Below are 24207 nucleotides of genomic sequence, written 5' to 3'. Positions count from 1 at the left end.
CGGAACGTTGTTTCCGTGATCGCACCGATGGACGCGGAGTCCGGACGGGGGAGGTCATCCGTGACGAAAAAGGACTACACGACGGGATCGACACTGGACGTGGTTTTGGACGTTCTGACCGACAAATATTGCCGTTTTTTGCTCTTCGCGCGGTTGGAGCCGTCTCTCCGAGGCGCGGCCGACCTCCGAGTCCCCCCTGACATCGATACCGAGGACGAAGCGGTGGCGCTGCTCGAGGCGGACTTGACTCACGTGCACCTGCCGAGGCTCGAAGCCGAGGACGTCATCGAATGGGATCCGGACGACGGCGAAGTCAGGAGAGGAGCCCGATTTGAGGAGGCGCTCGGTCAGACCGACGACGCGCGGTGAGTCGGCGCGGGTTCGCCGAGCCGGTTTCCGTTTTCGGCGCGGGAGCCGGCCCGCCGACCGTCCGGTCGGCGGGACGCGATCACGAAAGCAGGAGCACCGACAGCGTCTCGAACGGGTACGACTCCTGCACGGCCGTCTCGGCGTCGAACCCCCGACGCTCGGCGCGGTCGACCACGTCGTCGAACCCGGCGAGGCTGCTCACGAGCAGGAGGACGATCCCGCTGGGCGCGAGGACGCGCCCGACGTCGTCGAGAAAGGGGTCGATCAGCTCCCGTCCGGACTCGCCGCCGGACAGCGCCGCCTCCATCCAGTCGTCCCACTCGTTGTCGGGATCGGTCGGAAGGTACGGCGGGTTGAACAGCACCGCGTCGAAAACCCCGTCCCGGAAGGGCGCGAGGAGGTCGGCGCGCGCGGTTTCGAGCCCGCGCGCGCTCGCCCCGCGGCACGCGTGGGGGTTGACGTCGCTCGCGACGACGCGCGCGCCGGTTTCGCGGGCGACCGTCTCGGCCACCCACCCGGAGCCGGTCCCGACTTCGAGCACCAGCCCCGAGGCGTGCTCGACGGCCGCCTCCGCGAGGAGGCCCGAGTCCTCCGCCGGCTGGTACACGCGCGTCTCCAGCCCGCGGCGCTCGGCGAGCGTTCGTCGCCCATCACTCGGATCGCGGTCGGTCACCGATCCCTCCCGTCTCCGTCCCGGTCGCCGCCGTCGGCCGTCGCCTCCACGTCGCGGTCGCGGCCCCCGGCGAGCCAGAACCCGCCCTCCTCGGTTCGTCCCGAGAGTTCGTGCTGCGGGTAGGGGATCTTGATTCCCTCCTCGTCGTACGCGCGCTTTATCTCGGCGATGACCGCCGACCGGGCGCGCCAGAGGCGACGTGCGCTCGGGTTGTCGATCCAGACGCGCACGCCGAGGAGGACGGCCGAGTCGCCGAACTCCTTCAGGACGACCTGCGGCGTCGGCACGTTGAGCGTTTCTTCGACGTCGTCGACCGCCGCGGCGGCGACCTCGGCCGCGCGCTCGGGATCGGCGTCGTAGTCGACGCCGACGTCGACCTCGATCCGGAGGCGGCCCCTGCGGGTGCGGTTGGTGATGGCGCTCGTGCCGATCTCGTCGTTCGGGAGCATCACGTACTCGCCGTCGAACGTCTGGATTCGCGTGTTGAAGATGGTGATGTCGGTGACGATCCCCTCCCGTTCGTTCTCGTTCTCGCCGACGACGATCCAGTCGCCGAGCTCGAACGGCCGGGAGAACATCAGCACGAACCCCGCGACGATCGCGCCGAGCGTCTGCTGAGCCGCCAGCCCGACGACGACGCCGAGGAAACCCGCGCCGACGAGGAAGCTGCCGATGTCCTGGGTGAACAGGCTGAGAACGACGAGGAGGACGAGGGCGTACAGCCCCACCTGCGCGAGTCGGAAGACGATCTCCCGCTCGTGCTCGCTGAGCGCCTGGTTCGGCCCCGTCAACTCCTCGATGGCGCGGCCGAGAAACCCCGTGAGCGCGTAGGTCGCCGCCAGCAGCACGCCGGAGATGAGGACTTTCCCGGGCAGGTTGCCGCCGCCGAGGTTCGTCACCGCCGCCTGAAGCGGCGTGACGAGTTCCCAGATGTCGATGAGCGACAGCACGCCGAGCGTCGTGATGATCGCCACGCCGCCCGACACGACCAATTTCCGGGGGGTCTTCTCGCCGGGATCGAGGGTGTCCTGCCACTGGCCGGCGGCGTACCGGATGCCGAAGACGGCGACGACGATGAGCACGGTCAAAAGCAGCTGGGTCTCGAACGCCAGATCGTTTATCACCCCCCGCATCGGCTCCGACGTGGTCGTCTGCAACATCACGCGCTCAACCACCGTCACCACCCCGCCCGCGGTCGGCCGCGAGGGCCGCGAGTTCGGCGAACTGCGACGGCGCGAGCTTCCCCGCCCGCTTTCGGAGGAGCGATTCGTCCGCGGCGTCGACGACGGCCTCCGGATCGTCGATGCCGGTGATGTGCGTCGTGTTGCGGATGCCGTTTCGAATCGTCTTCCGCCGCTGGGTGAAGAGCGCCTTCACGAAGTCGAGGAAGAACGCCTCGTCGTCGACCTCGTACGCCGGCGCGCGCGGCACGGCGCGAACCACGGCGCTGTCGACGGCGGGCGGGGGGGAGAACGCCTCGGGCGGGACGGGCTCGACGAGCTCCACGTCGGCGTAGTGCTGGGCGCTCACCGAGAGCCGCCCGTACGCCGCGGATCCCGGTTCCGCGACCATTCGCTCCGCGAACTCCTTTTGGAACATCAGGACGAGCGGCTTCTTCCGGGGGAGCAACCGGAAGGCGATCTCGCTGGATGCGCCGTACGGGAGGTTCGAGACGCACGCCGTGAACGCCGGCAGCGGAACGTCGAGCGCGTCCCCCTCGACCACGTCCAGCCGTCCCGACGCGATCTCGTCTGCGAACTCCCGTCGCAGGAACCCGACGAGCGTCGGATCCCGCTCGACGACGGTGACGCGGTCGCCGACGGCGAGGAGGCGGTCGGTGAGCGCGCCGGTCCCGCCGCCGATTTCGAGGAGGTGGCTCGCGTCCGCGTCGGCCGGAAGGTAGCCCGGGATCCGATCGAGGACGCGATCGTCGACGAGAAAGTGCTGATCGCGGTCCGGGTCCCCGCGGACGCCCGCGCGACGGAGGAGCGCGTCCGGGTCCCGGAACGGTCGCTCGTCGTTCGACCCTTCGGACGCACCCGGTTCGGTCATTGACCCCCCTTTTCGGCGGACGCGTGTAAACTTCCCGCTTGGATCCGATCGGCGCGCCCCCTACCGATCGCGGCGGACGAACGTCCGGTACTTGAGATCTTCGTCTCGGAGCTCCTCGATGATGCGTTCGGCGAGCACTTCACGGGGTCGATGCAGTCCCGAGACGCGCTCTTCGAGGTCGTCGAAGCTTTCGAACGGCCTGCGCTTTCGTTCGTCGAGGATGTTGTTCCTGAGCTTCTTGCCGATCCCCGGGAGCAAATTGAGCTGGTGGAGGCGGAGCGTGATCGGCTGGGCGTCGTTGTAGAAGTCGACGAAGCGCTCCTCGTCGGACTCGATGATCTCCGCGACGACGTACTCGAGTTCGGAGACGGCGTTGTTCGAGAGGTCGCCGTACTCGACGTCCCGGATCCGCTCGATTCCCTCCCGCTGGGACGCGGGCTCGATGACGACCCGGTCGTCGATGCCGACGTCGGCGTCCTCGGCGAACGTCAGCTCGACCAGCCTGAAGTCGGTCTCCCCGATCGCGTACGCGAGCGGCCGTTTCTTATACTGCGGCCGGTTGTCGTCGGGCCGACCCTGCGGATAGTAGTCGAGGACGACTGCGTACCGCGGCTCGTCGTCCGCCGCCTCGTCGCTCTCGGCTGTAGTCATACGCGGAGGATATGCTCACTGGATATTTAAACGGTGGGACGCTCAGGCGTATTTCGCGACGACGTTCAGAATCTCGTCGAGTTCGTCGCCGTCGAGCGCGTACCGCTGTTTCGCGAACACCGCGCGGAGTTCGTCACGGTCCCGTGGCAGCAGGTCGGTGATCTTGTACGCCGTCGCCTCGTCGACCTTCTCGAGTTCCCGAAGCTCTTCGACGAGTTCGCGCGACTCCGCCGGATCGAGCACGGCGAAGCGGTTGGCGTGCTCGATGGCGCGGGCGAGTTCGTACCGGAGCTCGCGCTCTTCGTCTGCCGCGCGCTCGGCCTCGACCTCGGCGAGGAGATCCTTGACCTCGGAGGTGGTGAGGTACTCCTCGTCGAGCTTCTCTTTGAAGATCGTCATCTACGTCTGGGCGCGCAGGTGGGCGGGCCGGGTGATGAGCGTCTTCTCCTTGCCGCCGTCGACGATGCGGACTTTGAACGCTCGGCCCTGCTTGCCGACGACCTCGCCGGTGTGGCCGTTGAACCGGGGGTGGAACCGCCCGTCGGGGATGCTCGGGTCGAGTTTGAGGTGGACCTTCTGGCCGACCTCGTACTCCTGGATGGCCCGCTGCGGCGGCGACGTGCCCCGCTCGCGCGGGTGATTCTTCAGCTTGTTCCTCGTGCCCTTCATGGGACCGTTCGAACTCGGCATAGTCGTGCGGACCACTACCCGCGGTTTCCCTATAAATGGTGCGTTCCCGACCGCGGGTGCGAACGAGTCCCACGTCCGTCGGCCGACCGCGCTCGGCGCGCGCGTCGGAGACGACGGGAGGATCAGGTTCGACGGTCGAGGCGTAGAAAAACCTATTCGACGCCGCGGACCACGTTGCCCATGCAAGCGGTCATCCCCGCCGCCGGCAGGGGCACGCGACTCGGCTCGCTCACCGACGACAAACCGAAGCCCCTGGTCGAAGTCGCCGGAAAACCGCTCCTGACGCGCTGTCTCGAACGCCTCGTCACGGCCGGCGCGACGGAGCTGATCGTCGTCGTCGGCTACCGGGGGGATCAAATCGTCCGACGGTACGGCGACTCGTTCGACGGCGTACCCGTCAGCTACGCGCGACAGGGGTCCCCGGAGGGGATGGCGCACGCGCTCTCGGCCGCCCGGGATCGCGTCGACGGGCCGTTCATGGTCATGGACGGCGACAGCGTCGTTCGCGCGGAGATCGAACGGTGCGTCGAACGCCAGCGGGAAGCGGAGGTGGTCGGGACGACGCTGTTGGAGCGGGTTTCGCAGACGAAGGCCCGCGAAAAGGCCCTCTGCCGGACGAACGACCGAAACGAGATCGTCTCGATCGAGAACAAGCCCGACGACCCCCCGAGTGAGTGCCGCGTCGCGTCCTCCTTCCACACGTTCACGCCGGCGGTGTTCCGCGCCTGCGACCTCCTCGGGCGATCCCCGCGGGGCGAGTACGAACTCAGCGACGCGATGGGCGTCCTCGTCAGGGCGCGACGGACGCTCGTCGGCGTCGACTGCAACGGCTGGGTGCTGAACGTAAATACGCCGGCGGAACGCGACGAAGCCGAGCGGCGGCTTCGCGGGAGCGAGTGAACCGCACGCCGCCATCGAGTGCCCGCGATCCCGAAGGGCAAGAATCACGCCGCCCGGGAACGAGGGTCGGGTATGACCGACGACGAGGACTTCCGCATCGAGACGCGCGCGATCCACGCCGGGCAGGAGCCGGACCCCGAGACGGGGGCGCTCATGACGCCCGTCTACGCCAACTCGACGTACGCGCAGGACGGTCCCGGAACCCACCGCGGCTACGAGTACTCGCGGACGGGGAACCCGACCCGGACGGACCTCGAAGCCAACCTCGCGAGCCTCGAAGGCGGCGAGTACGGCCGCTGTTTCTCCTCGGGGATGGGGGCGATCAACACCGTGCTCAACCTGCTCGAATCGGGCGACCACGTCGTCGCCGGCGACGACGTGTACGGCGGCACCCACCGGATCTTCACGCAGGTGTACGAAAAGTACGACGTCGCGTTCGACTTCGTGGACACGACCGACCACGACGCCGTCCGCGAGGCGGTGCGCGACGAGACGGCGCTCGTGTGGGTCGAGACGCCGACGAACCCCCTCATGAACGTGAACGACATCGGCGCGCTCGCCGAGATCGCCCACGACGGCGGGGCGATCTGCGCCGTCGACAACACGTTCGCCACGCCCTACCTCCAGCGGCCGCTCGACTTCGGGGCCGACGTGGTCTGTCACTCGCTGACGAAGTACCTCGGCGGCCACTCGGACGTGATCGGCGGCGCGCTGATCACGAACGACCCCCACCTCGACGAGCGGTTCGGCTTCTACCAGAACAGCGTCGGGGCGACGCCCGGCCCCTTCGACTGCTTCCTCGTGCTCCGCGGGACGAAGACGCTGCCCGTCCGGATGGATCGCCACTGCGAGAACGCCCGCGAACTCGCCCGCTGGCTCGACGAGCACCCCGCCGTCGACGGGGTGTACTACCCCGGGCTGGCGTCGCACCCGCAACACGACCTCGCGGCGGAGCAGATGGACGACTTCGGCGGGATGCTCAGCTTCGAACTCGACGGTTCGCTCGAACAGGCGAGCGAAGTCGTCTCGACCACGGAGGTGTTCACGCTCGCGGAGAGCCTCGGCGGCGTCGAGAGCCTCATCGAACAGCCCGCGGCGATGACGCACGCGGCCATCCCCCGTGAGGAGAGACTCGCCGCCGGACTGACGGACGGGCTGATCCGCGTCAGCGTCGGCGTCGAACACGTCGACGACCAGACGGCCGATTTAGCGCGCGCGTTCGACGAGGTCCTGGGTTGATCGGCGGGCGCGGGGCTGACCGGCGCGGAGCCCCGAGACGGACACGAAACGTCCTCGAAACGCCGGCGTGATAGAAATCGATCGGCGCGCTCGGACGGAGATCGCTTATTTGTTTATATAATTGCACTGGCCGACACATTTAGCCGCTCAGCGCGTGATATAACGTTGAGAGATGGAGGTCAAAACCGCTGAGGAACTGAACGTCTCCGTGAGGACGATCGCGAGATACGTCGTCGTCGCAAGCCTCCTCACCGCCGGATTGCTCGTCCCACTCTTCGTGTTCGACGCCTACGCGCAGGTGATCAACACGCTGCTTTTGATGTTGCTCTTGGGCCTGGTGGGTCGAACGCTCGTCTCGTCGATGCTGGCCTTTCGGCACGTGAACCCGGTTTCGGACGTGGCGGACGAGGACCTTCCGACGGTGAGCGTTTTGATTCCCGCGTACAACGAGGAGCCGGTTCTGCAGGGGACCATAGACGCGTGCAAGCGGCTCGACTACCCCCGCGAGAAGCTCGAAGTCGTCATCTGTTACGAGCGCGCGTCGACGGACGGGACGGCGGAGATCGCAGAACGCGCCGCGGCCGAGAGCGACCTGTTCAAAGCCGTCGAGCGCGACGAACCCGGCGGCGGCAAGGCGAAGGCGACGAACTACGCGCTCCGGTACGTGACGGGCGACGTCATCGCGAGCATCGACGCGGATCACCAGTTCAGACCCGACGCCGTCCGGCGCGCCGTCTCGTGGTTCGTCTCGGACGAGGACATCTGGTGCGTCAAGGGTCGCTGCTACGGCCGAAACCCCACCGACTCACTTTTGGCCCTGCACGCGACCGTCGAGCGGCACATCGCCGAGAAGGCGGATCTGTTCGCGCGTGAGGTGATGAACGGCTTCACCGTCTTCGGCGGCGGACAGGCGTTCTTCCGCGCCGAGGTGTTCACCGAACTCGGCGACTTCGACGAGGAGGTGCTCGTCGAGGACATCGACATGTCGTCGAAGATCCACTCCGCGGGCAAGGAGCTGCAGGTCGACCCGCAGGTGATCACCTACGAGGAGAACCCGGCGACGCTCTCGGCGTGGTGGAGCCAGCGGAGCAGGTGGGCGCGCGGCTGGATGCAAGTGGCCGTCAGGTACCTCCCGACGCTCCCGTGGCAACCGACCGTCTCGCTTCGAAAGCGACTCGACGCGGTGTACACGTTCTCCTACGCGATCGTCCCCGCCTTCTTCATCCTCGCCCTGCCGATGAACGTCCTGAGTCACCTCACGCAGATCAAGACGGCGACGTTCGTCCCCGACGCGTGGGTCCTCTGGACGCTCATCTCGATCGCCCCCGTCATCGTCTCGTACCTGATCTTCTTCCAGGACTGGCGGGACGGCGAGCGACACCACCCGCTCGAATACCTCGCGGCGTTCACGCTCTGGTTCTACCTCGTCTTCCAGACGATCGTCTTCGCCGCCGCGTTCATCGACGAGTTCGTCCTCGACTCGCCGAGCGTGTACGTCACGACCTCCCGAACCGGATGACGACGACCGCGATCCGCCCGACGCATGACCGATCGCGCTGACGGCCGATCGGGTTTGGCGCGGAGAGGCGTGAGAGGGGTCGGAGAAGGGCGCGTCTGGCTCTTCGTCGCCCTCTGCGCCGGCGCGGCCGTCGCGGTCGCCTACGTCGCGACCCACGCGCACCCGGCTCACGAGGGGGGGCTGTTCCTGATAATCGTCGAGGAGATCCGGACGGGCGGGTACGCCCTCCCCGAGCGAATCCCGCACTACACCGCCGACGGCGTCCCGTTCGCGTATCCGCCCCTCCTGTTCTACCTCGTCGCGCTTTTCGTCGACCTGACGGGAGTCGATCCCGTCGCGCTCGCGCTCGTCCTGCCGAGCCTCGTGACCGTCGCGTGTCTCGTGCCGTACTACGCCCTGTCTCGGGAACTCCTGTCGTCTCCGCGCGCGGCCGGCGTCGCCACGCTGCTCTTCGCCGTGACCCCCGCGGCGCTTCGCTGGCACATCTCCGCCGGCGGTCTGATCCGCGCGCCGGCCTTCCTGTTCACGCTCTGCGGACTGTACGCCGGCGTTCGGCTCCTCCGGGACGGCGAGCGGCGGTGGCTCCCGCCCGCGGCCGTGCTGTTCGGCTTGACGGTGCTCACTCACCCCGTGTACGCGACGTTCTTCGGAACGAGCTACCTCGTCCTGTTCGCCGCGTTCGACCGGACGCCGCGGGGGCTGCTGCGGGGCGCTGCGGTCGCGGTCGGCGGCCTCGCGCTGGCTTCGCCCTGGCTGGTTCGCGTCGTCTCGACGCACGGCCCGGGCGTGTTCTTCGCCGCCGCGGGGACGCACACCGGACTCGGCGGCGGCCTCCGCCGTCTCGGCACGCGGTTCGGCTACCCGCTGGTCGCGCTGGACGTGCTCACCCCCCTCTACGCGGTGGCGTTCGCGGGCGGGCTCTACGCCCTGTACCGACGGCGGTACGTCCTCCCGATCTGGCTGTTCGTCGCGGGCTACGTCGTCGGACGGCAGCGATTCGTCTTCGTGCCCGGCGCGATGCTCAGCGCGGTTTTCCTCCTCGACTGGTTCGCGCCGACGGTGCGAACGCGCGTCCGCTCGGCTCGCGTCGGATCGTCCCGCTTTCGGCGCATCGCTCCGACCGTCGCCGTCGCCACGCTCCTTTTGGGAGCGTGCGTGATCGGCGTCGCGTTCGCCGGAAGCGCCCTGCACACGGCGCACGACCGAGGACCGACGCAGCCGCAGACCGTCGACGCGGCCGACCGGGAGGCGATGGCGTGGGCGCGCGAGGAGACGCCGCATTCGGCCGGATTCGTCGTCCTCGGCGACGGCGCGGAGTGGTTTCCGCTGTACGCCGAGCGAACGATCTTCGCGAGCCCGTGGGGGGCCGAGTGGACGACCGCCGCGGAGTACCACCGCCAAGAATCGAGATTCGTCTCGGCGTCGACCTGCCGGAACGCCGCCTGTCTCGACCGCTCGCTCGACGCCGTCGACGGGGACCCAGTCTACGTCTACGTGCCGACCGACGCGTACACCGTGCAGGGCGAGGCGCACGAACCGCCGCGGGCGTTACTCGCGTCGCTGCGCGCGACGGAGCGGTACGAGCTACGGTTCGAGAACGAAGGGGCGGCGATCTTCGAGATCCGCGACGGCCGCGAGTCCGGAAAAAGCGCGGGCGCTTAGATCCGGCCGACGTTCTCGACGGCGACGCTCTCGACGCCCTCGACGGTCTGGAACGACTCCTCGACGGCCTCGGTGCCGCCGGCGTCGTCGGGGACGAGGACCGTCGGCAGCAGCGCGACGAGACCGAACGCGACGTTGTCGCGCTCGAATCCGTTGATCTTCGCCCCCTCCGGCAGCGCCTCTTCGAGCCGCTCTTGCAGCTCGTCGAGGTCGATGTCGGGGCTCTCCGGCATCACCTTCATCTTGGCGGCTACCTTCCCCATGGTTACGGCCCCGTGAACCCGCAGTCCGGGCACTCGTAGAGGTTGCTCTGCTTTCGGCACTTCGCGCAGCGGTAGATCTGCTGTCCACACTCCGGACACTTGAACGAGGCGGCGCTCATGCCCGCGATGTTGATGCCACAGGAGACGCACTGACGCGCCTGCTGCTGCTCCGATCGACTCATACAGGGATAAACCGGGCGGCGACTTTTAATGGTTGTCTTTCCGCTTCCCCCTCGATCACAGTCCGAGCGCGAGCGGGCCGATGAGAACGCCCATCAGGTGGACGCGCCGCGTTCCGAGCCGCGGGGGAACCAGCCCGAGAGCCGTCGCGACGAGAAAGACGGCGACGCCCGTCGCCCCCGCGAAGAGGTACGAGACGAAAACGAGCGCCGCCAACACGAAGAGGGAGAGCGCGGCGTAGTCCGCCCGCCCCACGGTTCTGAGGTACGCGTCGCCGACGGCGATCACGAGCACGAAGCCGGCGACGGCCGCGAGGGCCGTGACCGCGAGGAGGAGCGGAAGCGGGCGCGGCGCGTTCAGGCGATCGAGCGCGACCATCACGCCCGTTCGGGGGGTCCCGAGCGAAACCAGCGCGAAGAGCGCGAAGACGGTGTTCGCGGTGTTCGCGCCGCTCGTCGCGACGAGAAAACCGCGCGCGCCGCTCCTGCCGGGAACCAGCGGGAGCGCGAGCACCGACGCGATCGCCGCGGAGACGCCGGGCAGGTAGCCCACGATCGCCCCCGAGACGGAGCCGGCGAGGGCGGTCAACCCGAGGTCGCGCGGCGGCATCGTCAGGTTCGGGTCCCCCTGCGGGGGGACGCCAGCGCCGTCGAGCGCGTCGAGCAGCACCGGTGCGCCGAACAGCCCCGTAAAAAGCGGGGCGAGCATGCCGCCCGCGTCGAGCGGCGCGGCGGGCGAGAGATCCAGCGTCGCCGCGCCGAGGGCGGCGCTCAGTCCGAACGCGACGGTGCCGCCGGCCGCCGCGCGGACGGTCGGCTCGGACAGCAGCAGGAACCCCACCACGGCCGCGAGGACGACGCCGAGATGCTCCCGGACGGTCGGGTAGGCCGCCGTCATCACGGCCGTGATCGGAATCGCGAGCGGGATCGAGACGAGCACCGCGCCGGCGCTCCCGACGGCGGAGAGGCGCAGTGCCTCCCGCCCGCGACCGGCGACGACGAGCCGGTGACCGGGGAGCGCGCTCGGGGCCATCTCGGCGTCGGGCACGCCGAGCGCCAGCGCGGGGACGACGTCGAGGAACGTGTGGACGACGCCCGCCGCGAGCACCGCGGCGGCGACGAACGTCGGCGACCCCGGCACCGACGCCGCGGCGGACGCGAGGAGGAGGGCGAAGTTGTTCGCGTGCAGGCCCGGCGTGAGGCCGCTCACCGTCCCGAGCGCGATCCCGGCGAACGCGAACGCGACGACGCCGAGGGCGAACTCGGGGTCGAAGACCAGCCTGGCGTCGAGTGGGTCCATCGCGACGAGGTGGTCCCCCCTTCCGATTTAAACGTTCGCCGACCGTGCGAGCGGAGGCGGTCGGGCCGACGTCCGCCTCGTCGTTCAGGTGTGTGAGATACTGTGTGAAATGAAATCACCGTTGGAAATTGTATGTATACGTTGTTGAAATATAATGAGTCGTATACGTTCGGACCCCTCGAACGAGTGATGCCCAAGAAGGCAGACGACGAACCGACGAAGAAAACGCCCGCGTCGTCCTCGACGCACCGGCGCACGTTTCTGACCGGCGTCGGTACGCTGGCCGGCGTCGCGGGACTGAGCGGGCACGGAGCCGCGGTGAACGAACGAGCTGACGTATCCATGAGCCAAGACGACGACACGACGACGAGCTGCACCGAACCCCGACCGTTCAACCTCGTCACCGATCTCCCGATCGGAGACGACGCGCCGGAGACGGTCCACGCGGTCACCGAAGCGCAGATGGGCACGCGGAAGAAGTACGAGTACCGCCCTGAGATCCCCGGGATGATCCTCGATCGGATGCTCGCCAGCGAGGTTCGCTACCCCGGCGACTACGGCTTCATCCCGCAAACGGGCTCCGGCGACGGCGACCCCCTCGACGTGCTCATTCTCGCCGAGGAGACGCTGTTCCCCGGCTGCATTCTGGACGTGCGCCCGGTCGGCGTCTTCCGGATGCTCGACGACGGCGAGACGGACGACAAGATCGTCGGCGTCCCCGCCGACGACCCCCGGTTCGACCACGTCGAGAAGATCGACGACGTCACGGCGCAAAAGCGCGACGAGATCGCCGAATTCTTCCGCACCTACAAGAACCTCGAAGCGGACGCCGACATCGAGATCGGCGGCTACGAGCCGAAGGGGAAGGCGCTGCGGATGATCGAGGAAGCCGCGCGGGAGTTCGAACGGACGAACGAGTAGCCGACCCCACGTCGCCTGCCACCCGAAACCAACCTACACCAAAACATACCGTTCTGGACCGAGGGACACCGTCAGAAGTTGCCGACGCTCGCGCTCGACGGCGTCGCTCGATGTCGCTTCGATGCTCGGTGTCGCTTCGACGCGCGGCGGTCGCTCTCGCCTCGAATCGCGAAAAAATCGGAGCGTTCGAAGAGGCCGTTCGACCGACGGCGAGATGCCGTCTCAGCCGAACAGCTCGCCGAGGCCCTCGCCGCTGGCGTCGTCTTCCTCGTCCTCTTCTTCTTCCTCCGCGGCTTCTGCCTCTTCTTCCTCCTCAGCCTCGGCCTCTTCGGCCTCCGCGCCGCCGGCGGCGGGTGCCGCAGCGGCGGGGGCGGCGGCGGCCGTCTCGATGGCCTCTTCGATGTCGACGTCCTCCAGCGCGGCGACGAGCGCCTTCACGCGGGATTCCTCGACGTCGACGCCCGCGGCTTCGAGCACCGCGGTCAGGTTGTCTTCGTTGATCTCTTCGCCCGTTTCGTTCAGGATGAGTGCTGCGTAGACGTATTCCATTGATTTTCTCCCTCGTTATCCGAACATCGCGCCGAGACCCTCCGCCGCGTCCTCGTCGTCGTCATCGTCGTCTTCGTCGTCGGCTTCGGTCTCGGCCGTTTCTTCGTCAGTCGATTCCTCCTCGGGCTCCGGGGCGGGAGCGGCGGGCGCTTCGACGCCGCGTAGCTCCTCCGGGAGCGCCTCCTCGTCGTCGATCCGCGCGGCGAGCGCGCGGAGCTGCGCGTCCGCCTTCGCGACGAGGTCGGACATCAGGTCGGGCTCCTCGATGGCCGCGGCCAGTCCGAGGGCCTTGGCTTCGCCCGTGGCCTTCGCGATGAGCGTCGGCGCGGTCCGCGTCGTCGGGTAGACGGCGTTGACCGACAGGTTCGTCGCGGCCGAGACCGCGGACTGGATGTCCGCGCGGTACTCGTCCACGTCGATCGCGAGTTCGTCGGGCTCGAACAGGACGCCCTCGGAGTAGACGCCCTTCAGGTCGAGACCGACCTCCTTCGGCTCGATGCCGAGGTCGCTCAGGACGGACGCCAGCTGCGCGCTGACCTCCTCGCCCGCGTCGAGGACGTGGCTGTCCTCCGTGACCTTGATCGAGCCGTCCATGATGCGCGCGGACGCGCCGACCTGCTGGAGTTCGCCGACGAACGGGCCCGGGTCGACGCCCGTGTCGCCCTCGGGGATGACGATGTCGTTCGGGGCGACCTCGCCCGCGTTGATCGGCGCGGGCGTCTTCGACGCCTCGAGCTGCTTGTACAGCCCGAACGGGTTGTCGTTCGTCCCGATGAGGGCGACCTGCCCCGCGACGTACTCGACGAGCTGTTCGACGCCCTCGTCGACCGCCTCCAGCGCGCGCACGACGAGCGTGTTCCGGCTCATGCGAACCGCGGCGCTGCCGTGGAGCTCGCGGCGCATGTTCTGGAGCTGCCGGCTCGGGATCCCGGTGACGCCGACGACGCCGACGGACGCGTAGTTCTCGATGAACTCGACGAGCTCGTCGACCTCGTCCTTCTTCCACTGCGGGATGACCTCGGTCCGACGGACGGACTCGCTCTCGCTCATGCGACCACCTCGACCGACGGGCCCATCGTCGTCTTCACGTAGATGGAATCGATGTTGAGCGGACCCTTCTCGAGGTTCGCCTCCAGCCGACGGACGATGACGTCGATGTTGTCGGCGATTTCGTCGGCCGACATGCTGTCCGCGCCGACGCGCGTGTGGAACGTGCGCCGGTCGCGGCTGCGAAGCTGGACGGTGTTCTTCATTCGGTTCACCGTCTCGACGACGTCGTCGTCGGGCTGCAGCGGCGTCGGCATCTTGCCGCGCGGGCCGAGGACTCGACCGAGGTATCGGCCGATGTCCTGCATCATGCTCGCTTCGGCGACGAAGAAGTCCGTGTCGTCCGCCAGGTCCTTGGCGGCGTCGGTGTCGTCGCCGAGTTCTTCGAGGTCGTCGGGGCCGAGCACCTGGTCGGCCACGTCTTCGGCGCGGAGCGCCGTCTCGCCGGTGGCGAACACGACGATCGTCGTGTCCTGGCCGGTCCCAGCGGGAAGGACGACTCCCTCGTCGATGCGGTTCGACGGGTCGTTGAGATCTAGGTCGCGCAGGTTGATCGCGAGGTCGACCGTTTCGCGGAAATTCCGCGTCGGGGCCTCGTCGAGTGCGCGAGAGACCGCTTGCACTAGTGTGTCGTCTGCCATTATTCACCTCCGTAGTACGCAGGATCTGCTCCTACGGGTCAGTGAAACAGGCGAAGCCTGTCTCGGTTCTCACGAGGGTGATGCGCTACTTAAGCCCGTCGAAGCGGAGACACGCCGTGACGGCGTTTCACGCACGACGCGCCGCGAAGTCAAAAGAGCGGGAAATCCTACGCCGCCGCTTCTTCGGCGAAGTACTCGTCGTACTCGCCGCCGTCGATGCGCTCTTTGAACTCCCGGGCGTCGTTGCCCTCGATGGTGACGCCGAGGGAAGCGCACGTCCCCACGACCTCCTTCGCGGCGTTCTTCAGGTCGTACGCCAGGAGGTCCGACCGCTTTTGCTCTGCGATCTTCTTCACCTGTTCGACGGAGATGTCGGCGACGAACTCCTTCTGGGGCTCGCCGCTGCCGGTGTCGAAGCCGGCCTCGTCCTTGATGAGCGCCGCCGTCGGCGGGACGCCCACTTCGATGGAGAACGAGCCGTCGTCGTCGTACTCGACGGTGACCGGCACTTCCATGCCGTCGAACGCGGCGGTCTGGTCGTTGATCTCGTTCACGACGTCCTGCACGTTCACAGGGGTCGGCCCGAGCTCCGGACCGAGCGGCGGGCCGGGGTTGGCCTGCCCGCCGGGAACGAGCACTTCGATGGTTCCAGCCATGTCTCAGAGAAACTCGCGGTGACCTTTAAGCGTTGCCAAGTCGATCCCGCCCCTCCCGCGAGCGTGCGAAGCGCGGAACTGACGGCGCGCGGGCGATCAGACTCGAACCGAGAACGAGTCGACGTCGCCGGCGCGGTCGACGATCGCGCCGAGCAGGGCCGAAACGCCGTCGAGGTCCGTCTCGTCGACGACCTCCACCGGGGTGTGCATGTACCGGAGCGGCAGCCCGAGCGTGAGCGACGGAACGCCGCCGCGGCTGGTGTAGAACGCGTCCGCGTCGGTGCCGGTCCGAACCCCGGCCGCCTGGAGTTGCACGTCGACCCCCGCGTCGGCGGCCGCGTCGCGCGCCAACTCGACGAGCACGGGGTGGTTCACGCTCCCGCGCGTGACGACGGGACCGCCGCCCAGCCGCACCGGATCGCGGCGCTTCGCGTCGACGTTCGGGTGGTCGGTCGCGTGCGTCACGTCGACCGCGACGACGGCGTCGCAGAAGCGCCGTTCGCGTAGCCCTTCCTCTCGACCGACCCGCGCGTCCGGGGCGAGTTCGAAGCCGACCATCTTCGCGCCCTGCAACCCCACCTCCTCCTGAACGGTGCTGACGGCGTAGACCGTCGCCTCGGCGTCGGCCTCAACCGCCCGGCGGAGCCCCTCCGCCGCGGCCCACGTCCCGACCCGGTTGTCCAATCCGCTCGCGGCGAATCGAGCGCCCCGTAGCGCCCTGACGGTCGAGCGGACGGTGACCGGATCGCCCACTTCGACGAGTTCGGCCGCCTCCTCGCGGCTCGATGCGCCGACGTCGACGAACTGGGCTTCGATGTCCTCGTACTCCTCCTCGCTCCGCTCGCGGAGGTGGATCGCCGTCTGCCCGATCACGCCGGGCACGGGCGTCCCCTCCGCTGCGTGGACGGTCACGTGCTGGCCCTTCGAGACCGTGCGATCGGCCCCGCCGATGGGACCGATGCGGAGGAAGCCGTCGTCGTCGATGCGACGGACGATGTAGCCGATCTCGTCCGCGTGGCCGGCGAACGCGATCGCCGGACCGTCGTCGGTCCCCTCGTGGACCGCGACCGCGTTGCCGTAGGCGTCGGTGCTGACCTCGTCCGCGAACGCCGAGACGTATTCGACCCACGCCCGCTGTCCCGCCGCCTCGAAGCCGGACGGACTCGGCGTCGAAAGCAGCGTATCGAGAAAGTCGCGTCGTTCCCCCTCCATGGTTGTCGTTTGCGAACGAAGTGCATGAATCCCGCGATCGGGCATAACGGCTAAGGGTTCCGTCGGCGTACTGACGGGTATGTCGAAGAAATCGTTCACGATGCTGGAACTGCACTTCCACGACGGCACCGTTCAGCTGGGGTCGAAAACGTTCGGCGGTTCCTCCGACGAGGACGCCGAGGAGACGGACCTCGAATTCGGCGAGGACGAAGAGGAAGCGACGGAGGAGTCCGGCGGCGGAAAGGGGATGAAGGTCCTGTTCGCGCTCGCGGTCTTGATCGCCATCGCGGCGGCCGCGAAGAAGGCCACCGGCGGGGACGACGAGTTCGACGAACTGGAGGAGCTGGACGACCTCGCGGCCGAACAGGCGTAGCGCGGCGGTCGGTCCGAGCCTTTTTTCCGGGAATCGAGCGGCGACGTGCTGACGACGACGCTCCGTTGGTGACGCGACGGCGACGGTTGCGACGGCCGCGCGCCCCCCTCCGTCCGCGTCGCGGACGGAAACCATTACCCCGACCGATCGGTATCGAGAGGTATGGACGTCTCCACGCTCGCGTCGGCCCTGCGCGACGAGGCCGCGCGGATGAACGAGCGTCGGCTCCTCGTCCTCGCCGGGGACCGGAACGCGGGCGTCGACGCCGCGTTCGGGGCGATCGACGCGGCCGGGATCCCGGACGAGGGCGTGACGGTCGTCACGGCCCGCGAGGGGTTCCGGTTCGATCGCGTTTCGCCCTCGCGCGCGGGGGAGTTGCTGGGGCGGACGCGCGAGGTCGTCGTGCTCGACGCCCACGAGGGCTTCTCGCCGAACGTCCTCGGCCGGGTGGTCGGCGCGGTCGACGGCGGCGGCCTCCTCGTCCTCCTGACCCCGCCGCTCGACGACTGGCCGGACCGCCGCGACGCGTTCGACGAGCACCTCGCGGTCCCGCCGTTCGACGCATCCGACGTGGGGTGCCGGTTTCGGACGCGGCTCGTGGACACGATCCGCGAGCACCCCGGCGTCGCCGTCGTCTCCCTGTCCGGGGGGCGCGAGCGCGTCGAACGCGACGGACTCACCGGGGCCGACGCGCCCCCGTCCCGGTCCGCGCCCGCCGTCCCCGACGAACGGGCCTTCCCGACCGCCGCGTACGAGGCCTGCGTGACCGTGGATCAGGCGCGGGCCGTGCGGGCGCTCGAATCGCTCCGCGACCCGGACGCCGCGGTCGTCGCGGAGGCGGATCGCGGCCGCGGAAAGTCGAGCGCGGCGGGGCTGGCCGCCGGGAGCCTCGCGGCGGACGGGCGGGACGTCCTCGTCACCGCGCCGGGGTTCCGAAACGCCGCGGAGGTGTTCGCCCGGGCCGGCGAACTGCTCTCGACGCTCGGTGCGCTCGTGGATTCGAGCGGAGACGACGAAAAGAGAACCCTCGAAACGGCGGCAGGCGGGCGCGTCCGGTTCGCCGCGCCGCCCCACGCGGCGGACCGTCTCGTCGAGTCCGGCGGGCCGGACGTCGTGCTCGTCGACGAGGCCGCGGCGCTCCCGGTCCGGCTGCTCTCTCGGTTTCTCGTCGCCCCCGCGGTCGGCTTCTTCACCACCGTCCACGGCTACGAGGGCGCGGGCCGTGGGTTCTCGGTCCGCTTCCGCGACCGCGTACGGGAGAGCCGGTTCGCCGTCCGCGACGTCCGCCTCGACGAGCCGATCCGCTACGCCGCCGGCGACCCCGTCGAGACGTGGGCGTTCCGCGCGCTCCTGCTCGACGCGCGACCGCCGGTCGAGCCGCTCGTCGCCGACGCGACGCCCGAGCGAGTCGAGTACCGGGCGCTGACGCCGGACGACCTGCTCCGCGACGAGCACCTGCTGCGCGAGGCGTTCGGCCTCCTCGTGCTCGCGCACTACCGGACGGAGCCGGACGACCTCGCCCGCCTGCTCGACGCGCCGAACCTCTCCCTGCGCGCGCTGTTTCGCGACGGCCACGTCGTATCCGTCGCGCTGCTCGCGCGCGAGGGCGGGCTGGACGCCGAGACGCGGCGGTCGATGTACGACGGCGCGCGCGTCCGCGGGAACATGCTCCCCGACGTGCTCACGAGCCAGCTCCGCGACGAGGACGCCGGCGTCCCGGTCGGCCGCCGGGTCATGCGCATCGCCACGCACCACGCCGTCCGCTCGCGCGGGCTCGGGTCGCACCTCCTGCGCGAGGTGCGCGAGGAGCTTTCGGAGCGAGTCGACTGGCTCGGCGTGGGCTACGGCGCGACGCCGGAACTCCTCTCGTTCTGGGACCGGAACGGCTACCGGACGGTCCACCTCTCCACGACGCGCAACGAGACGAGCGGCGAGTACTCTGCGCTCATGCTCCTGCCGCTTTCTGCGGCGGGCCGCGACCTCCGCGACCGCCACGTCGAGTGGTTCGCGGGGCGGGCGGCGGGCGTCCTCTCCGATCCGCTTCGGGATCTCGACCCGGACGTCGCGCGGGCGGCGCTGCGGGCGGCCGGCGCGGAGTCGACGCCGGACCTCGGGGATCGGGACTGGCGCGTCGTCGTCGGCGCGTCGTACGGCCCCGGCCTCTACACGACCGCGCCGGAGGCGTTCCGTCGGCTGGCGCTCGCGCACCTGACCGCGCCGGATCGCGTCGACCTGACCCCGCGAGAGGAGCGACTGCTGGTGCTGAAGGTACTGCAAGCCCGTCCGTGGCCCGCCGTCGCCGACGAACTGGGGTACCTCTCGACCGGCCAGTGCATGCGCGCGCTCGGGAGGGCCTACGAACCGCTCGTGGACCGCTACGGGACCGACGCGGCGCTCGACGAGCGGGAGCGATACACCGATTAGCGACCGCGCGGTAGCCATCGGCATGGATTCCTGCGCGGAGGAGGGGTGCGACGAACCGGCGGCCGTCCGCCTCCACGTTCCGTGGGCCGAGGACAGAAACGTCTGCACGGGGCACGGGCGCGCGCTGGTCCAGCGGGACGGGGTCGTCGCCGAACCGTTAGAAGGTGCCGAAGACCACTGGCGGTGAACGCCTTCCGGCCGCGGCCGACGCGCGCTCAGCGGAGGCCGACGGCCATCATCACCTCGTCCACGTACTCGTCGTCGATCCTGTAGTGGTCGCGCCTGACGGCTTCCGTCTCCCACCCGTGCGCTTCGAGGAACTCGATGGCCGTCTCGTTCGTCGCGGGGACGCTGTTGTAGAGCTTCTCGAAGCCGCGGTCGCGGGCCCACTCGACGCCCCGGTCGAGCAGCCGTCCGCCGACGCCGTGGCCGCGGTGCTCCGGGTGAACGCCGACGGTGAGGACGGCGGTGTGGCCCAGCTTCTCCGCCTCCGGCAGGTCGAGGTGGACCCACCCGACCACCTCGTCGTCGATGGTGGCGACGAAGAACATCCGCGAGTGGAGCTCGTTGTGCCGCAGGATCACCTCCTCGTGGTCGATCATGTCGGCGACCGTCTCGGCCTCGATGTACGACCCCTCCTCCGCGACCATCCGCATCACCTCGATGAGTTCGGACAGGTCCACCTGGTCGGCGCTCCTGATCGTGAACGCGACGTCCCCGGACTCGTGTTTCTCCGCGAAGTCCTCCTGGTACGCCACCTGAAGCTTGTTTCCGACCTTCCGGACGTACCCGTCTCGCCGGAGGATCGTGAGGTGGACGCCGAGCGCGCTCGGGTCGAGGTTCAGCGCGCGTCGGAGTTCGTCCTCGCGCACCGCGCCGTGGCGCTCGATGTAGTTGTACACGTCCCGACGGTCGTCGTCGTTGAAGGTCAGGGTCTCGGTCAGATCCATGCGTACTGTTACCGCACGCCAGTACATAATTGTTTTTCATGTTATACCTCGGCCGCCAGGGGAGAGGGGCGTCAGCGGTCGGGTACGCGGGTCAGAAGCTGCGCCGTGTCGCGGAGGTCGTGCGTGCGGACGACGAGTTCCGCGACCTCCCTGACCGTGAAGTCGGGATCGAAGTCGACCCCGTAACACCGGGCGTACAGCGAGAGCCAGTCGTTCGTCGCCCGCCCGAGCAGCGCGAGCTCCTCCGGGGCGAACGCCGCGTACCGGTCGCCGGTCCGCGCCTCGAGGTACAGCGACACGGTCGGTCCGAGGCCCGCCCGGAGGTACGACAGCGCGCGCTCCTCGGACGGCGGATCGGTCGGCGGGACGAACGCCTCGCGCTCGCGCCGGGCGGCGGCGGCGAGCGCGCGAATCCGCCCGGCGAAGGGCTCGTCGGCCGTCCGCGGCGTCCGCCCCTCCGCGTCCCGCGTTTCCCCGGCGTCCGCCGTCCGATCGCTCATTCGATCGTCACCCCTCCCTGAACTCCACGCCCTTGCCGCCGCGCGGGTGCTCCCACTCCGTGGCCGCGACGATGGCGCACGTGCCGCACTCGACGCAGGGCTGGGTGTCGAGGCTCACGACCGTCTCCTCGTCCCCGTTCGTCCGAACCGTCTCCTCTCGGTAGCAGCCGCCGCCGAAGTCCCTGGCGCTCACCGGACAGGCCGTCACGGCCGCGCCGCTGGCCTCGTAGGAGTTGTCCGTGAGGACGATGTGCGGGTTGCCGATGTCGGTGTCGTACGTCAGGTTCCCGATGCGCTCTTCGAGGCTCGGCGGGTCGACCCGGCTCTCGCCGGTCACCGGCTCGCCCAGCTCCTCGGCGATGACGCTCGGGAGCGTGACGTACGGCGTCCGCGTGTCCGGCACCATCATGGCGAGCCGCGGTGAGCTGTACAGTCGCCCGAGCAGGCGACCCGCGGCTCGAACCCCAGTTCGACCCACGGACGACGTCAGGACGGCGTCGATCGCGTCCGTCGCCGCGTCGCGCTCGCCGAGCGTCCGAACCGCCTCGTACCCGCGCGGCCTGAGCTTCCGCATCACGCCTTCGCTGCGCAGTTTCCCCGCGTACCGCTTGCCCGCGGAGTCGGGGTCGCCGCGGGCGCTCGCCTCCGCGTAGGCCTCGGCCGCGAGCGCGCCGGCCGTGACGGCGTGGTTCATCCCCTTGATGATCGGCCCCTGCGCCTGCATCTGGCCGGCGGCGTCGCCGACGAGGAGCAGGCGGTCCGCGTGCGGCTCGGGGTGTGCGACCTTCTTCGAGTCCGGCACGAGCTTCGCCGAGTACTCGCGCTCGCGGTACTCGTCGCCGAGCCACTCCGCGAGAAGCGGGTGGGTGAGCAGCGCGTCGAGCAGTTCGTGCGGTTCCGCCCGCTCCGCGACGAGGCTGTCGAGGTGGAACACCGTCCCGATCGAGAGCGAGTCGGTGTTCGTGTAGAGGAACCCCCCGCCGCGGACGTCCGAGAACAGGTCGCCGGAAAAGAGGTGCGCGACGCCCTCGTCCTCGTCCACGTCGAACCGCTCTGCGATCTCGTCGCCGGGTACGTCGACGACGGCCTTGACGCCCTGGAACCACTCGGAGGGGTCCTCCCAGTCCATGAGCCCGGCGTCGCGGGCGAGTTCGCTGTTGACGCCGTCCGCGGCGACGATCACGTCGGCCGTGATCGGGTCGAGTTCGTCGCAGGTGACGCCGACGATCTCGCCGCCCTCCCGGAGCAGGCCGTTCACCCGAACGTCGGTCAGGAGGCCGCCGCCGGTCTCGCGCGCCATCTCGTGAACCCGATCGGCGATCCACGAGTCCATCTTCCGGCGGAGCACCGCGTCGGACCACTCGGTGTCGTGTTCGTGCAGTCGGGTGATGTCGAACGTCTTGACCGTCTCGCCCGCGACGTTGTGGAGGTAGTACTCCGTGACGGGTCGCTCCGCGGCCTCCTCGCGGAAGCCGTCGAAGAGCGCGTCGATCGTGTACGGCGCGGACTCCTCGGCGTAGATGAGCCCGCCGGAGACGTTCTTCGAGCCGGCGTCGACACCGCGTTCGAGGACGAGCGTCTCGACGCCGTACCGCGCGAGCGTCGCCGCCGCGGCGGCCCCGCCCGGCCCCGCGCCGACGACGACCGCCTCGAAGTGCTCGTAGTCGTCGCCGTCGCTCATCGGGCCTCACCTCCGTCCGTCCCCGCGTCTTCGTCCGTCTCGACGGCGTCTCTCCCGCCGTCCGTGACGCCGCTTCCGCTCCCGTCCGCGACGGCCTGCAGGTCCAGTTCGCCGGTCTTCACCGCCTCCGTCAGCCGCGGGAGCACCTCGAAGAGGTCGCCCTCGACGAAATAATCGGAGAAGTCGCGGATCCGGGCGTTCGGGTCCGTGTTGATCGCGACGATGGTGTCCGACTCGTCCATGCCGACCTTGTGCTGGACCGCGCCGCTGATGCCCGCCGCGACGTACAGCGTCGGCGCGACGACCTGTCCCGTCTCGCCGATCTGGCGCTCCTCGCGGGTGTACGCCTCGACGTGTCCGTCGAAATTGTACGAACCGGTGACGATGCCGCGGGAGACGCCGACCTCGGCGTCCTCGAACGCGTCGGCGAGGGCGAGCGCCAGCTCCATCCCGAGCGTCGGGTTCTCGCCGATGCCGCGCCCGACGGCGACGATGACGTCGTGACCGGTGAGGTCGATCCCCTCGTCCAGCCTGTCGAACTCCGTCACGTCGACGCGGAACCAGCCGTCGTCGAGGGCGAGATCGTGGTCGACCACCTCGCCCTCTCGCTCGAAGTCCGGTTCGGGGATCTCGAAGCTCCCCGGGATCACCGACGCGCCCTGCGGGTGGAACTCCCGGTTCGGGTTGTCCAGACAGAGGATGGTGGAGTACTCGAAGCCGCTGAAGTCCGGCCGCTTCATGTGCAGGACGCGCTCGAACGTCCGCTTCTCGCCCGGCGCGCCGGTCTTCACGGGGTTCGAGATGACCGCGTCCTCGATGTAGAGCCCCGAGCAGTCGCTGGCGAGGCCGCTGTCGAGTTCCGCCTGCACCTGCGCGGAGAGGTCGCGGCCGTTGTTCGTCGCCGGAAAGAGCACGTACCGCGGCTCGTCGTAGTCGCGCCAGTCGGCCTCGTCGGGGCCCCTCTCCTCCCGCGGATCGCCGCCCCAGCGGGCCATGTCGCAGAAGATCTCCGCGTACGGCTTGTGCCGGAAGCGTTCGAGGCGGTCGTCCTCGTGGACGACGACGACGTCCGCGCCGCAGGCGATCACCTCCTCGGCGTGCCTCTCGACGTCGCTTCCGATGAGGACGCCGACGACGCGCTCGTCCGCGTCGTACTCGTCGTTGTACCCGTCCATCAGCTCTCGGGCCTTCCCGAGCATCTCCCGGGAGACGTCGACGAGGTCGCCGGCCTGCGTCTCGCAGTACACCCACGTGTCGCGGTAGACGCCGTCGGCGAGCGCCCGGACGTGCCGCTTGTCGGCGGTCGGGTGGTCGAGGTCGGGGTGGCGCTCCTCGGGCGTCTCGGGTTCCGCTTCCTCCGCCTCCGCTTCGTCCTCGTCGCCGCCGTCGACGGAGTCGATGCGGCTCCGGATCAGGCGCTTGACGCTGCCGCGGTCCTTCCCCGCTTCCTCCGCGTCGAGGAGCCGTTCGAGCTTCTCGGTCTCCTCGATCCCCTGGATCGCGTTGCCGACGTCCGCGGCGCTCATCTCGGCGGGGTCGAGGTCGTCGAGGTCCTCCTCGACCTCCGCTTCCGGCCCCTCGTACTTCTCGATCCGGCTCTCGATGAGCGCGATCGCCTGCGGGCGGTTCTGTCCCGATTCCTCGCGGTCGAGGATGGCGTTCAGCGCCTCGGCGTCCTCCACGTCCTTGATCGCCGGGCCGAGTTCGGCGATCTCGTACTCGTTCGGGTCGAAGTCGTCGGAGCCGTCCGCCATCG

27 protein-coding genes are annotated in these 24207 nt (G+C 69.3%); 9 read left to right on the top strand and 18 right to left on the bottom strand.

Annotation, left to right across the window (positions count from 1 at the left end; translation table 11 throughout):
* Window positions 1-60 precede the first annotated feature (60 nt).
* Window positions 61-369: an ArsR family transcriptional regulator gene (locus C3L37_RS20685; RefSeq protein ID WP_129116444.1), complete on the top strand. Its 309-nt coding sequence runs from the start codon at window positions 61-63 to the stop codon at window positions 367-369.
* A gap of 79 nt (window positions 370-448) precedes the next feature.
* Here C3L37_RS20685 and C3L37_RS20680 read toward each other — a convergent pair whose 3' ends face one another.
* Genes C3L37_RS20680 through C3L37_RS20655 form a run of 6 tightly spaced genes read right to left on the bottom strand, consistent with a single transcriptional unit; the run spans window position 449 to window position 4435 of the window.
* Window positions 449-1042 carry a HemK2/MTQ2 family protein methyltransferase gene (locus C3L37_RS20680; protein ID WP_129116443.1) on the bottom strand — a complete coding sequence of 198 codons (594 nt, stop codon included), beginning with the start codon at window positions 1040-1042 and terminating at the stop codon, window positions 449-451.
* On the bottom strand, window positions 1039-2202 hold the full coding sequence (locus tag C3L37_RS20675) for a mechanosensitive ion channel family protein (protein ID WP_129116442.1): 1164 nt from the start codon (window positions 2200-2202) through the stop codon (window positions 1039-1041). Before C3L37_RS20675 ends, C3L37_RS20680 begins: the two co-directional genes overlap by 4 nt.
* Before the next feature lie 7 nt (window positions 2203-2209).
* Window positions 2210-3094 carry a 16S ribosomal RNA methyltransferase A gene (locus C3L37_RS20670; RefSeq protein ID WP_129116441.1) on the bottom strand — a complete coding sequence of 295 codons (885 nt, stop codon included), beginning with the start codon at window positions 3092-3094 and terminating at the stop codon, window positions 2210-2212.
* 60 nt (window positions 3095-3154) lie between these two features.
* Window positions 3155-3745 carry a DUF655 domain-containing protein gene (locus tag C3L37_RS20665; protein ID WP_129116440.1) on the bottom strand — a complete coding sequence of 197 codons (591 nt, stop codon included), beginning with the start codon at window positions 3743-3745 and terminating at the stop codon, window positions 3155-3157.
* A gap of 42 nt (window positions 3746-3787) precedes the next feature.
* The gene (locus tag C3L37_RS20660; protein ID WP_129116439.1) at window positions 3788-4144 is read right to left on the bottom strand and encodes an RNA polymerase Rpb4 family protein; all 357 of its coding nucleotides are present in this window, start codon (window positions 4142-4144) and stop codon (window positions 3788-3790) included.
* Complete coding sequence (locus tag C3L37_RS20655) at window positions 4145-4435, bottom strand: 50S ribosomal protein L21e (RefSeq protein WP_129116438.1); 291 nt, start codon at window positions 4433-4435, stop codon at window positions 4145-4147. It abuts the gene before it with no gap.
* Between the two features lie 180 nt (window positions 4436-4615).
* Here C3L37_RS20655 and C3L37_RS20650 point away from each other — a divergent pair, with 180 nt between their 5' ends.
* From C3L37_RS20650 to C3L37_RS20635, 4 genes are all read left to right on the top strand, one after another.
* The gene (locus tag C3L37_RS20650) at window positions 4616-5335 is read left to right on the top strand and encodes a nucleotidyltransferase family protein (RefSeq protein WP_129116437.1); all 720 of its coding nucleotides are present in this window, start codon (window positions 4616-4618) and stop codon (window positions 5333-5335) included.
* Window positions 5336-5407: 72 nt separating this feature from the next.
* Complete coding sequence (locus C3L37_RS20645) at window positions 5408-6574, top strand: cystathionine gamma-synthase (protein WP_129116436.1); 1167 nt, start codon at window positions 5408-5410, stop codon at window positions 6572-6574.
* A 172-nt stretch (window positions 6575-6746) separates the two neighbouring features.
* Window positions 6747-8093 (top strand): glycosyltransferase, encoded by a 1347-nt coding sequence (locus C3L37_RS20640; protein WP_129116435.1) that lies wholly within the window; start codon window positions 6747-6749, stop codon window positions 8091-8093.
* A 69-nt stretch (window positions 8094-8162) separates the two neighbouring features.
* Window positions 8163-9755, top strand: a complete 1593-nt coding sequence (locus C3L37_RS20635; RefSeq protein WP_164974830.1) for a glycosyltransferase family 39 protein — start codon at window positions 8163-8165, stop codon at window positions 9753-9755.
* Here the strand turns inward: C3L37_RS20635 and C3L37_RS20630 are convergent.
* The 3 genes from C3L37_RS20630 to C3L37_RS20620 are packed head-to-tail and all read right to left on the bottom strand — an operon-like array spanning window position 9752 to window position 11497.
* The gene (locus C3L37_RS20630) at window positions 9752-10018 is read right to left on the bottom strand and encodes an elongation factor 1-beta (protein ID WP_129116433.1); all 267 of its coding nucleotides are present in this window, start codon (window positions 10016-10018) and stop codon (window positions 9752-9754) included. The two genes, C3L37_RS20635 and C3L37_RS20630, sit on opposite strands and share 4 nt — an antisense overlap.
* Before the next feature lie 2 nt (window positions 10019-10020).
* Entirely contained in the window at window positions 10021-10200 is a 180-nt protein-coding gene (locus C3L37_RS20625; RefSeq protein WP_129116432.1) for an HVO_2753 family zinc finger protein, read from the bottom strand.
* Between the two features lie 55 nt (window positions 10201-10255).
* Complete coding sequence (locus C3L37_RS20620; RefSeq protein WP_129116431.1) at window positions 10256-11497, bottom strand: tripartite tricarboxylate transporter permease; 1242 nt, start codon at window positions 11495-11497, stop codon at window positions 10256-10258.
* Between the two features lie 342 nt (window positions 11498-11839).
* On the opposite strand from C3L37_RS20620, the gene C3L37_RS20615 reads away from it, so the two are divergent.
* Window positions 11840-12418, top strand: coding sequence for an inorganic diphosphatase (locus C3L37_RS20615; RefSeq protein ID WP_129116578.1), 579 nt, complete (start codon window positions 11840-11842; stop codon window positions 12416-12418).
* A gap of 222 nt (window positions 12419-12640) precedes the next feature.
* On the opposite strand, the gene rpl12p is transcribed toward C3L37_RS20615, so the two are convergent.
* From rpl12p to C3L37_RS20590, 5 genes are all read right to left on the bottom strand, one after another.
* Complete coding sequence (rpl12p, locus tag C3L37_RS20610; protein ID WP_129116430.1) at window positions 12641-12967, bottom strand: 50S ribosomal protein P1; 327 nt, start codon at window positions 12965-12967, stop codon at window positions 12641-12643.
* Between the two features lie 15 nt (window positions 12968-12982).
* Entirely contained in the window at window positions 12983-14017 is a 1035-nt protein-coding gene (locus C3L37_RS20605) for a 50S ribosomal protein L10 (RefSeq protein WP_129116429.1), read from the bottom strand.
* Window positions 14014-14655 (bottom strand): 50S ribosomal protein L1, encoded by a 642-nt coding sequence (locus tag C3L37_RS20600; RefSeq protein ID WP_129116428.1) that lies wholly within the window; start codon window positions 14653-14655, stop codon window positions 14014-14016. Before C3L37_RS20600 ends, C3L37_RS20605 begins: the two co-directional genes overlap by 4 nt.
* A 167-nt stretch (window positions 14656-14822) precedes the next feature.
* Entirely contained in the window at window positions 14823-15311 is a 489-nt protein-coding gene (locus C3L37_RS20595) for a 50S ribosomal protein L11 (RefSeq protein ID WP_129116427.1), read from the bottom strand.
* A gap of 96 nt (window positions 15312-15407) precedes the next feature.
* Window positions 15408-16523: a M42 family peptidase gene (locus tag C3L37_RS20590; protein ID WP_129116426.1), complete on the bottom strand. Its 1116-nt coding sequence runs from the start codon at window positions 16521-16523 to the stop codon at window positions 15408-15410.
* 79 nt (window positions 16524-16602) lie between these two features.
* Here C3L37_RS20590 and C3L37_RS20585 point away from each other — a divergent pair, with 79 nt between their 5' ends.
* The 3 genes from C3L37_RS20585 to C3L37_RS24555 all read left to right on the top strand — a co-directional run bounded on the left by C3L37_RS20585 (window position 16603) and on the right by C3L37_RS24555 (window position 19507).
* Complete coding sequence (locus tag C3L37_RS20585; protein ID WP_129116425.1) at window positions 16603-16896, top strand: hypothetical protein; 294 nt, start codon at window positions 16603-16605, stop codon at window positions 16894-16896.
* A 162-nt stretch (window positions 16897-17058) separates the two neighbouring features.
* Window positions 17059-19320: a tRNA(Met) cytidine acetyltransferase TmcA gene (tmcA, locus tag C3L37_RS20580; RefSeq protein ID WP_129116424.1), complete on the top strand. Its 2262-nt coding sequence runs from the start codon at window positions 17059-17061 to the stop codon at window positions 19318-19320.
* Between the two features lie 22 nt (window positions 19321-19342).
* Window positions 19343-19507, top strand: coding sequence for a hypothetical protein (locus C3L37_RS24555; protein ID WP_164974829.1), 165 nt, complete (start codon window positions 19343-19345; stop codon window positions 19505-19507).
* Window positions 19508-19535: 28 nt separating this feature from the next.
* On the opposite strand, the gene C3L37_RS20575 is transcribed toward C3L37_RS24555, so the two are convergent.
* From C3L37_RS20575 to C3L37_RS20560, 4 genes are all read right to left on the bottom strand, one after another.
* Entirely contained in the window at window positions 19536-20270 is a 735-nt protein-coding gene (locus C3L37_RS20575) for a GNAT family N-acetyltransferase (protein ID WP_129116423.1), read from the bottom strand.
* 71 nt (window positions 20271-20341) lie between these two features.
* The gene (locus C3L37_RS20570) at window positions 20342-20770 is read right to left on the bottom strand and encodes a hypothetical protein (protein ID WP_228546406.1); all 429 of its coding nucleotides are present in this window, start codon (window positions 20768-20770) and stop codon (window positions 20342-20344) included.
* A 7-nt stretch (window positions 20771-20777) separates the two neighbouring features.
* Window positions 20778-22451, bottom strand: a complete 1674-nt coding sequence (locus C3L37_RS20565) for an FAD-dependent monooxygenase (RefSeq protein WP_129116422.1) — start codon at window positions 22449-22451, stop codon at window positions 20778-20780.
* Complete coding sequence (locus tag C3L37_RS20560) at window positions 22448-24205, bottom strand: electron transfer flavoprotein subunit alpha/FixB family protein (protein ID WP_129116421.1); 1758 nt, start codon at window positions 24203-24205, stop codon at window positions 22448-22450. The genes C3L37_RS20565 and C3L37_RS20560 overlap by 4 nt, the downstream gene beginning before the upstream one ends.
* Window positions 24206-24207: the final 2 nt, after the last annotated feature.

The sequence above is a fragment of the Halegenticoccus tardaugens genome (assembly GCF_004116405.1).
Taxonomy (GTDB): domain Archaea; phylum Halobacteriota; class Halobacteria; order Halobacteriales; family Haloferacaceae; genus Halegenticoccus; species Halegenticoccus tardaugens.
Note: the sequence above shows the minus strand (reverse complement) of the source record. Positions and strands in the feature narration are given on the sequence as shown.

What these genes read in the sequence shown, in the direction of transcription:
- C3L37_RS20660 (WP_129116439.1), bottom strand. Translation starts at nt 4,144, where the DNA reads ATGACGATCTTCAAAGAGAAGCTCGACGAGGAGTACCTCACCACCTCC.
- C3L37_RS20645 (WP_129116436.1), top strand. Translation starts at nt 5,408, where the DNA reads ATGACCGACGACGAGGACTTCCGCATCGAGACGCGCGCGATCCACGCC.
- C3L37_RS20590 (WP_129116426.1), bottom strand. Translation starts at nt 16,523, where the DNA reads ATGGAGGGGGAACGACGCGACTTTCTCGATACGCTGCTTTCGACGCCG.
- C3L37_RS20665 (WP_129116440.1), bottom strand. Translation starts at nt 3,745, where the DNA reads ATGACTACAGCCGAGAGCGACGAGGCGGCGGACGACGAGCCGCGGTAC.
- C3L37_RS20585 (WP_129116425.1), top strand. Translation starts at nt 16,603, where the DNA reads ATGTCGAAGAAATCGTTCACGATGCTGGAACTGCACTTCCACGACGGC.
- C3L37_RS20615 (WP_129116578.1), top strand. Translation starts at nt 11,840, where the DNA reads ATGAGCCAAGACGACGACACGACGACGAGCTGCACCGAACCCCGACCG.
- C3L37_RS20650 (WP_129116437.1), top strand. Translation starts at nt 4,616, where the DNA reads ATGCAAGCGGTCATCCCCGCCGCCGGCAGGGGCACGCGACTCGGCTCG.
- C3L37_RS20640 (WP_129116435.1), top strand. Translation starts at nt 6,747, where the DNA reads ATGGAGGTCAAAACCGCTGAGGAACTGAACGTCTCCGTGAGGACGATC.
- rpl12p (WP_129116430.1), bottom strand. Translation starts at nt 12,967, where the DNA reads ATGGAATACGTCTACGCAGCACTCATCCTGAACGAAACGGGCGAAGAG.
- C3L37_RS20620 (WP_129116431.1), bottom strand. Translation starts at nt 11,497, where the DNA reads ATGGACCCACTCGACGCCAGGCTGGTCTTCGACCCCGAGTTCGCCCTC.
- C3L37_RS20600 (WP_129116428.1), bottom strand. Translation starts at nt 14,655, where the DNA reads ATGGCAGACGACACACTAGTGCAAGCGGTCTCTCGCGCACTCGACGAG.
- C3L37_RS20565 (WP_129116422.1), bottom strand. Translation starts at nt 22,451, where the DNA reads ATGAGCGACGGCGACGACTACGAGCACTTCGAGGCGGTCGTCGTCGGC.
- C3L37_RS20675 (WP_129116442.1), bottom strand. Translation starts at nt 2,202, where the DNA reads ATGTTGCAGACGACCACGTCGGAGCCGATGCGGGGGGTGATAAACGAT.
- C3L37_RS20630 (WP_129116433.1), bottom strand. Translation starts at nt 10,018, where the DNA reads ATGGGGAAGGTAGCCGCCAAGATGAAGGTGATGCCGGAGAGCCCCGAC.
- C3L37_RS20595 (WP_129116427.1), bottom strand. Translation starts at nt 15,311, where the DNA reads ATGGCTGGAACCATCGAAGTGCTCGTTCCCGGCGGGCAGGCCAACCCC.
- C3L37_RS20570 (WP_228546406.1), bottom strand. Translation starts at nt 20,770, where the DNA reads ATGAGCGATCGGACGGCGGACGCCGGGGAAACGCGGGACGCGGAGGGG.
- C3L37_RS20575 (WP_129116423.1), bottom strand. Translation starts at nt 20,270, where the DNA reads ATGGATCTGACCGAGACCCTGACCTTCAACGACGACGACCGTCGGGAC.
- C3L37_RS24555 (WP_164974829.1), top strand. Translation starts at nt 19,343, where the DNA reads ATGGATTCCTGCGCGGAGGAGGGGTGCGACGAACCGGCGGCCGTCCGC.
- C3L37_RS20560 (WP_129116421.1), bottom strand. Translation starts at nt 24,205, where the DNA reads ATGGCGGACGGCTCCGACGACTTCGACCCGAACGAGTACGAGATCGCC.
- C3L37_RS20670 (WP_129116441.1), bottom strand. Translation starts at nt 3,094, where the DNA reads ATGACCGAACCGGGTGCGTCCGAAGGGTCGAACGACGAGCGACCGTTC.
- C3L37_RS20605 (WP_129116429.1), bottom strand. Translation starts at nt 14,017, where the DNA reads ATGAGCGAGAGCGAGTCCGTCCGTCGGACCGAGGTCATCCCGCAGTGG.
- C3L37_RS20655 (WP_129116438.1), bottom strand. Translation starts at nt 4,435, where the DNA reads ATGCCGAGTTCGAACGGTCCCATGAAGGGCACGAGGAACAAGCTGAAG.
- C3L37_RS20625 (WP_129116432.1), bottom strand. Translation starts at nt 10,200, where the DNA reads ATGAGTCGATCGGAGCAGCAGCAGGCGCGTCAGTGCGTCTCCTGTGGC.
- tmcA (WP_129116424.1), top strand. Translation starts at nt 17,059, where the DNA reads ATGGACGTCTCCACGCTCGCGTCGGCCCTGCGCGACGAGGCCGCGCGG.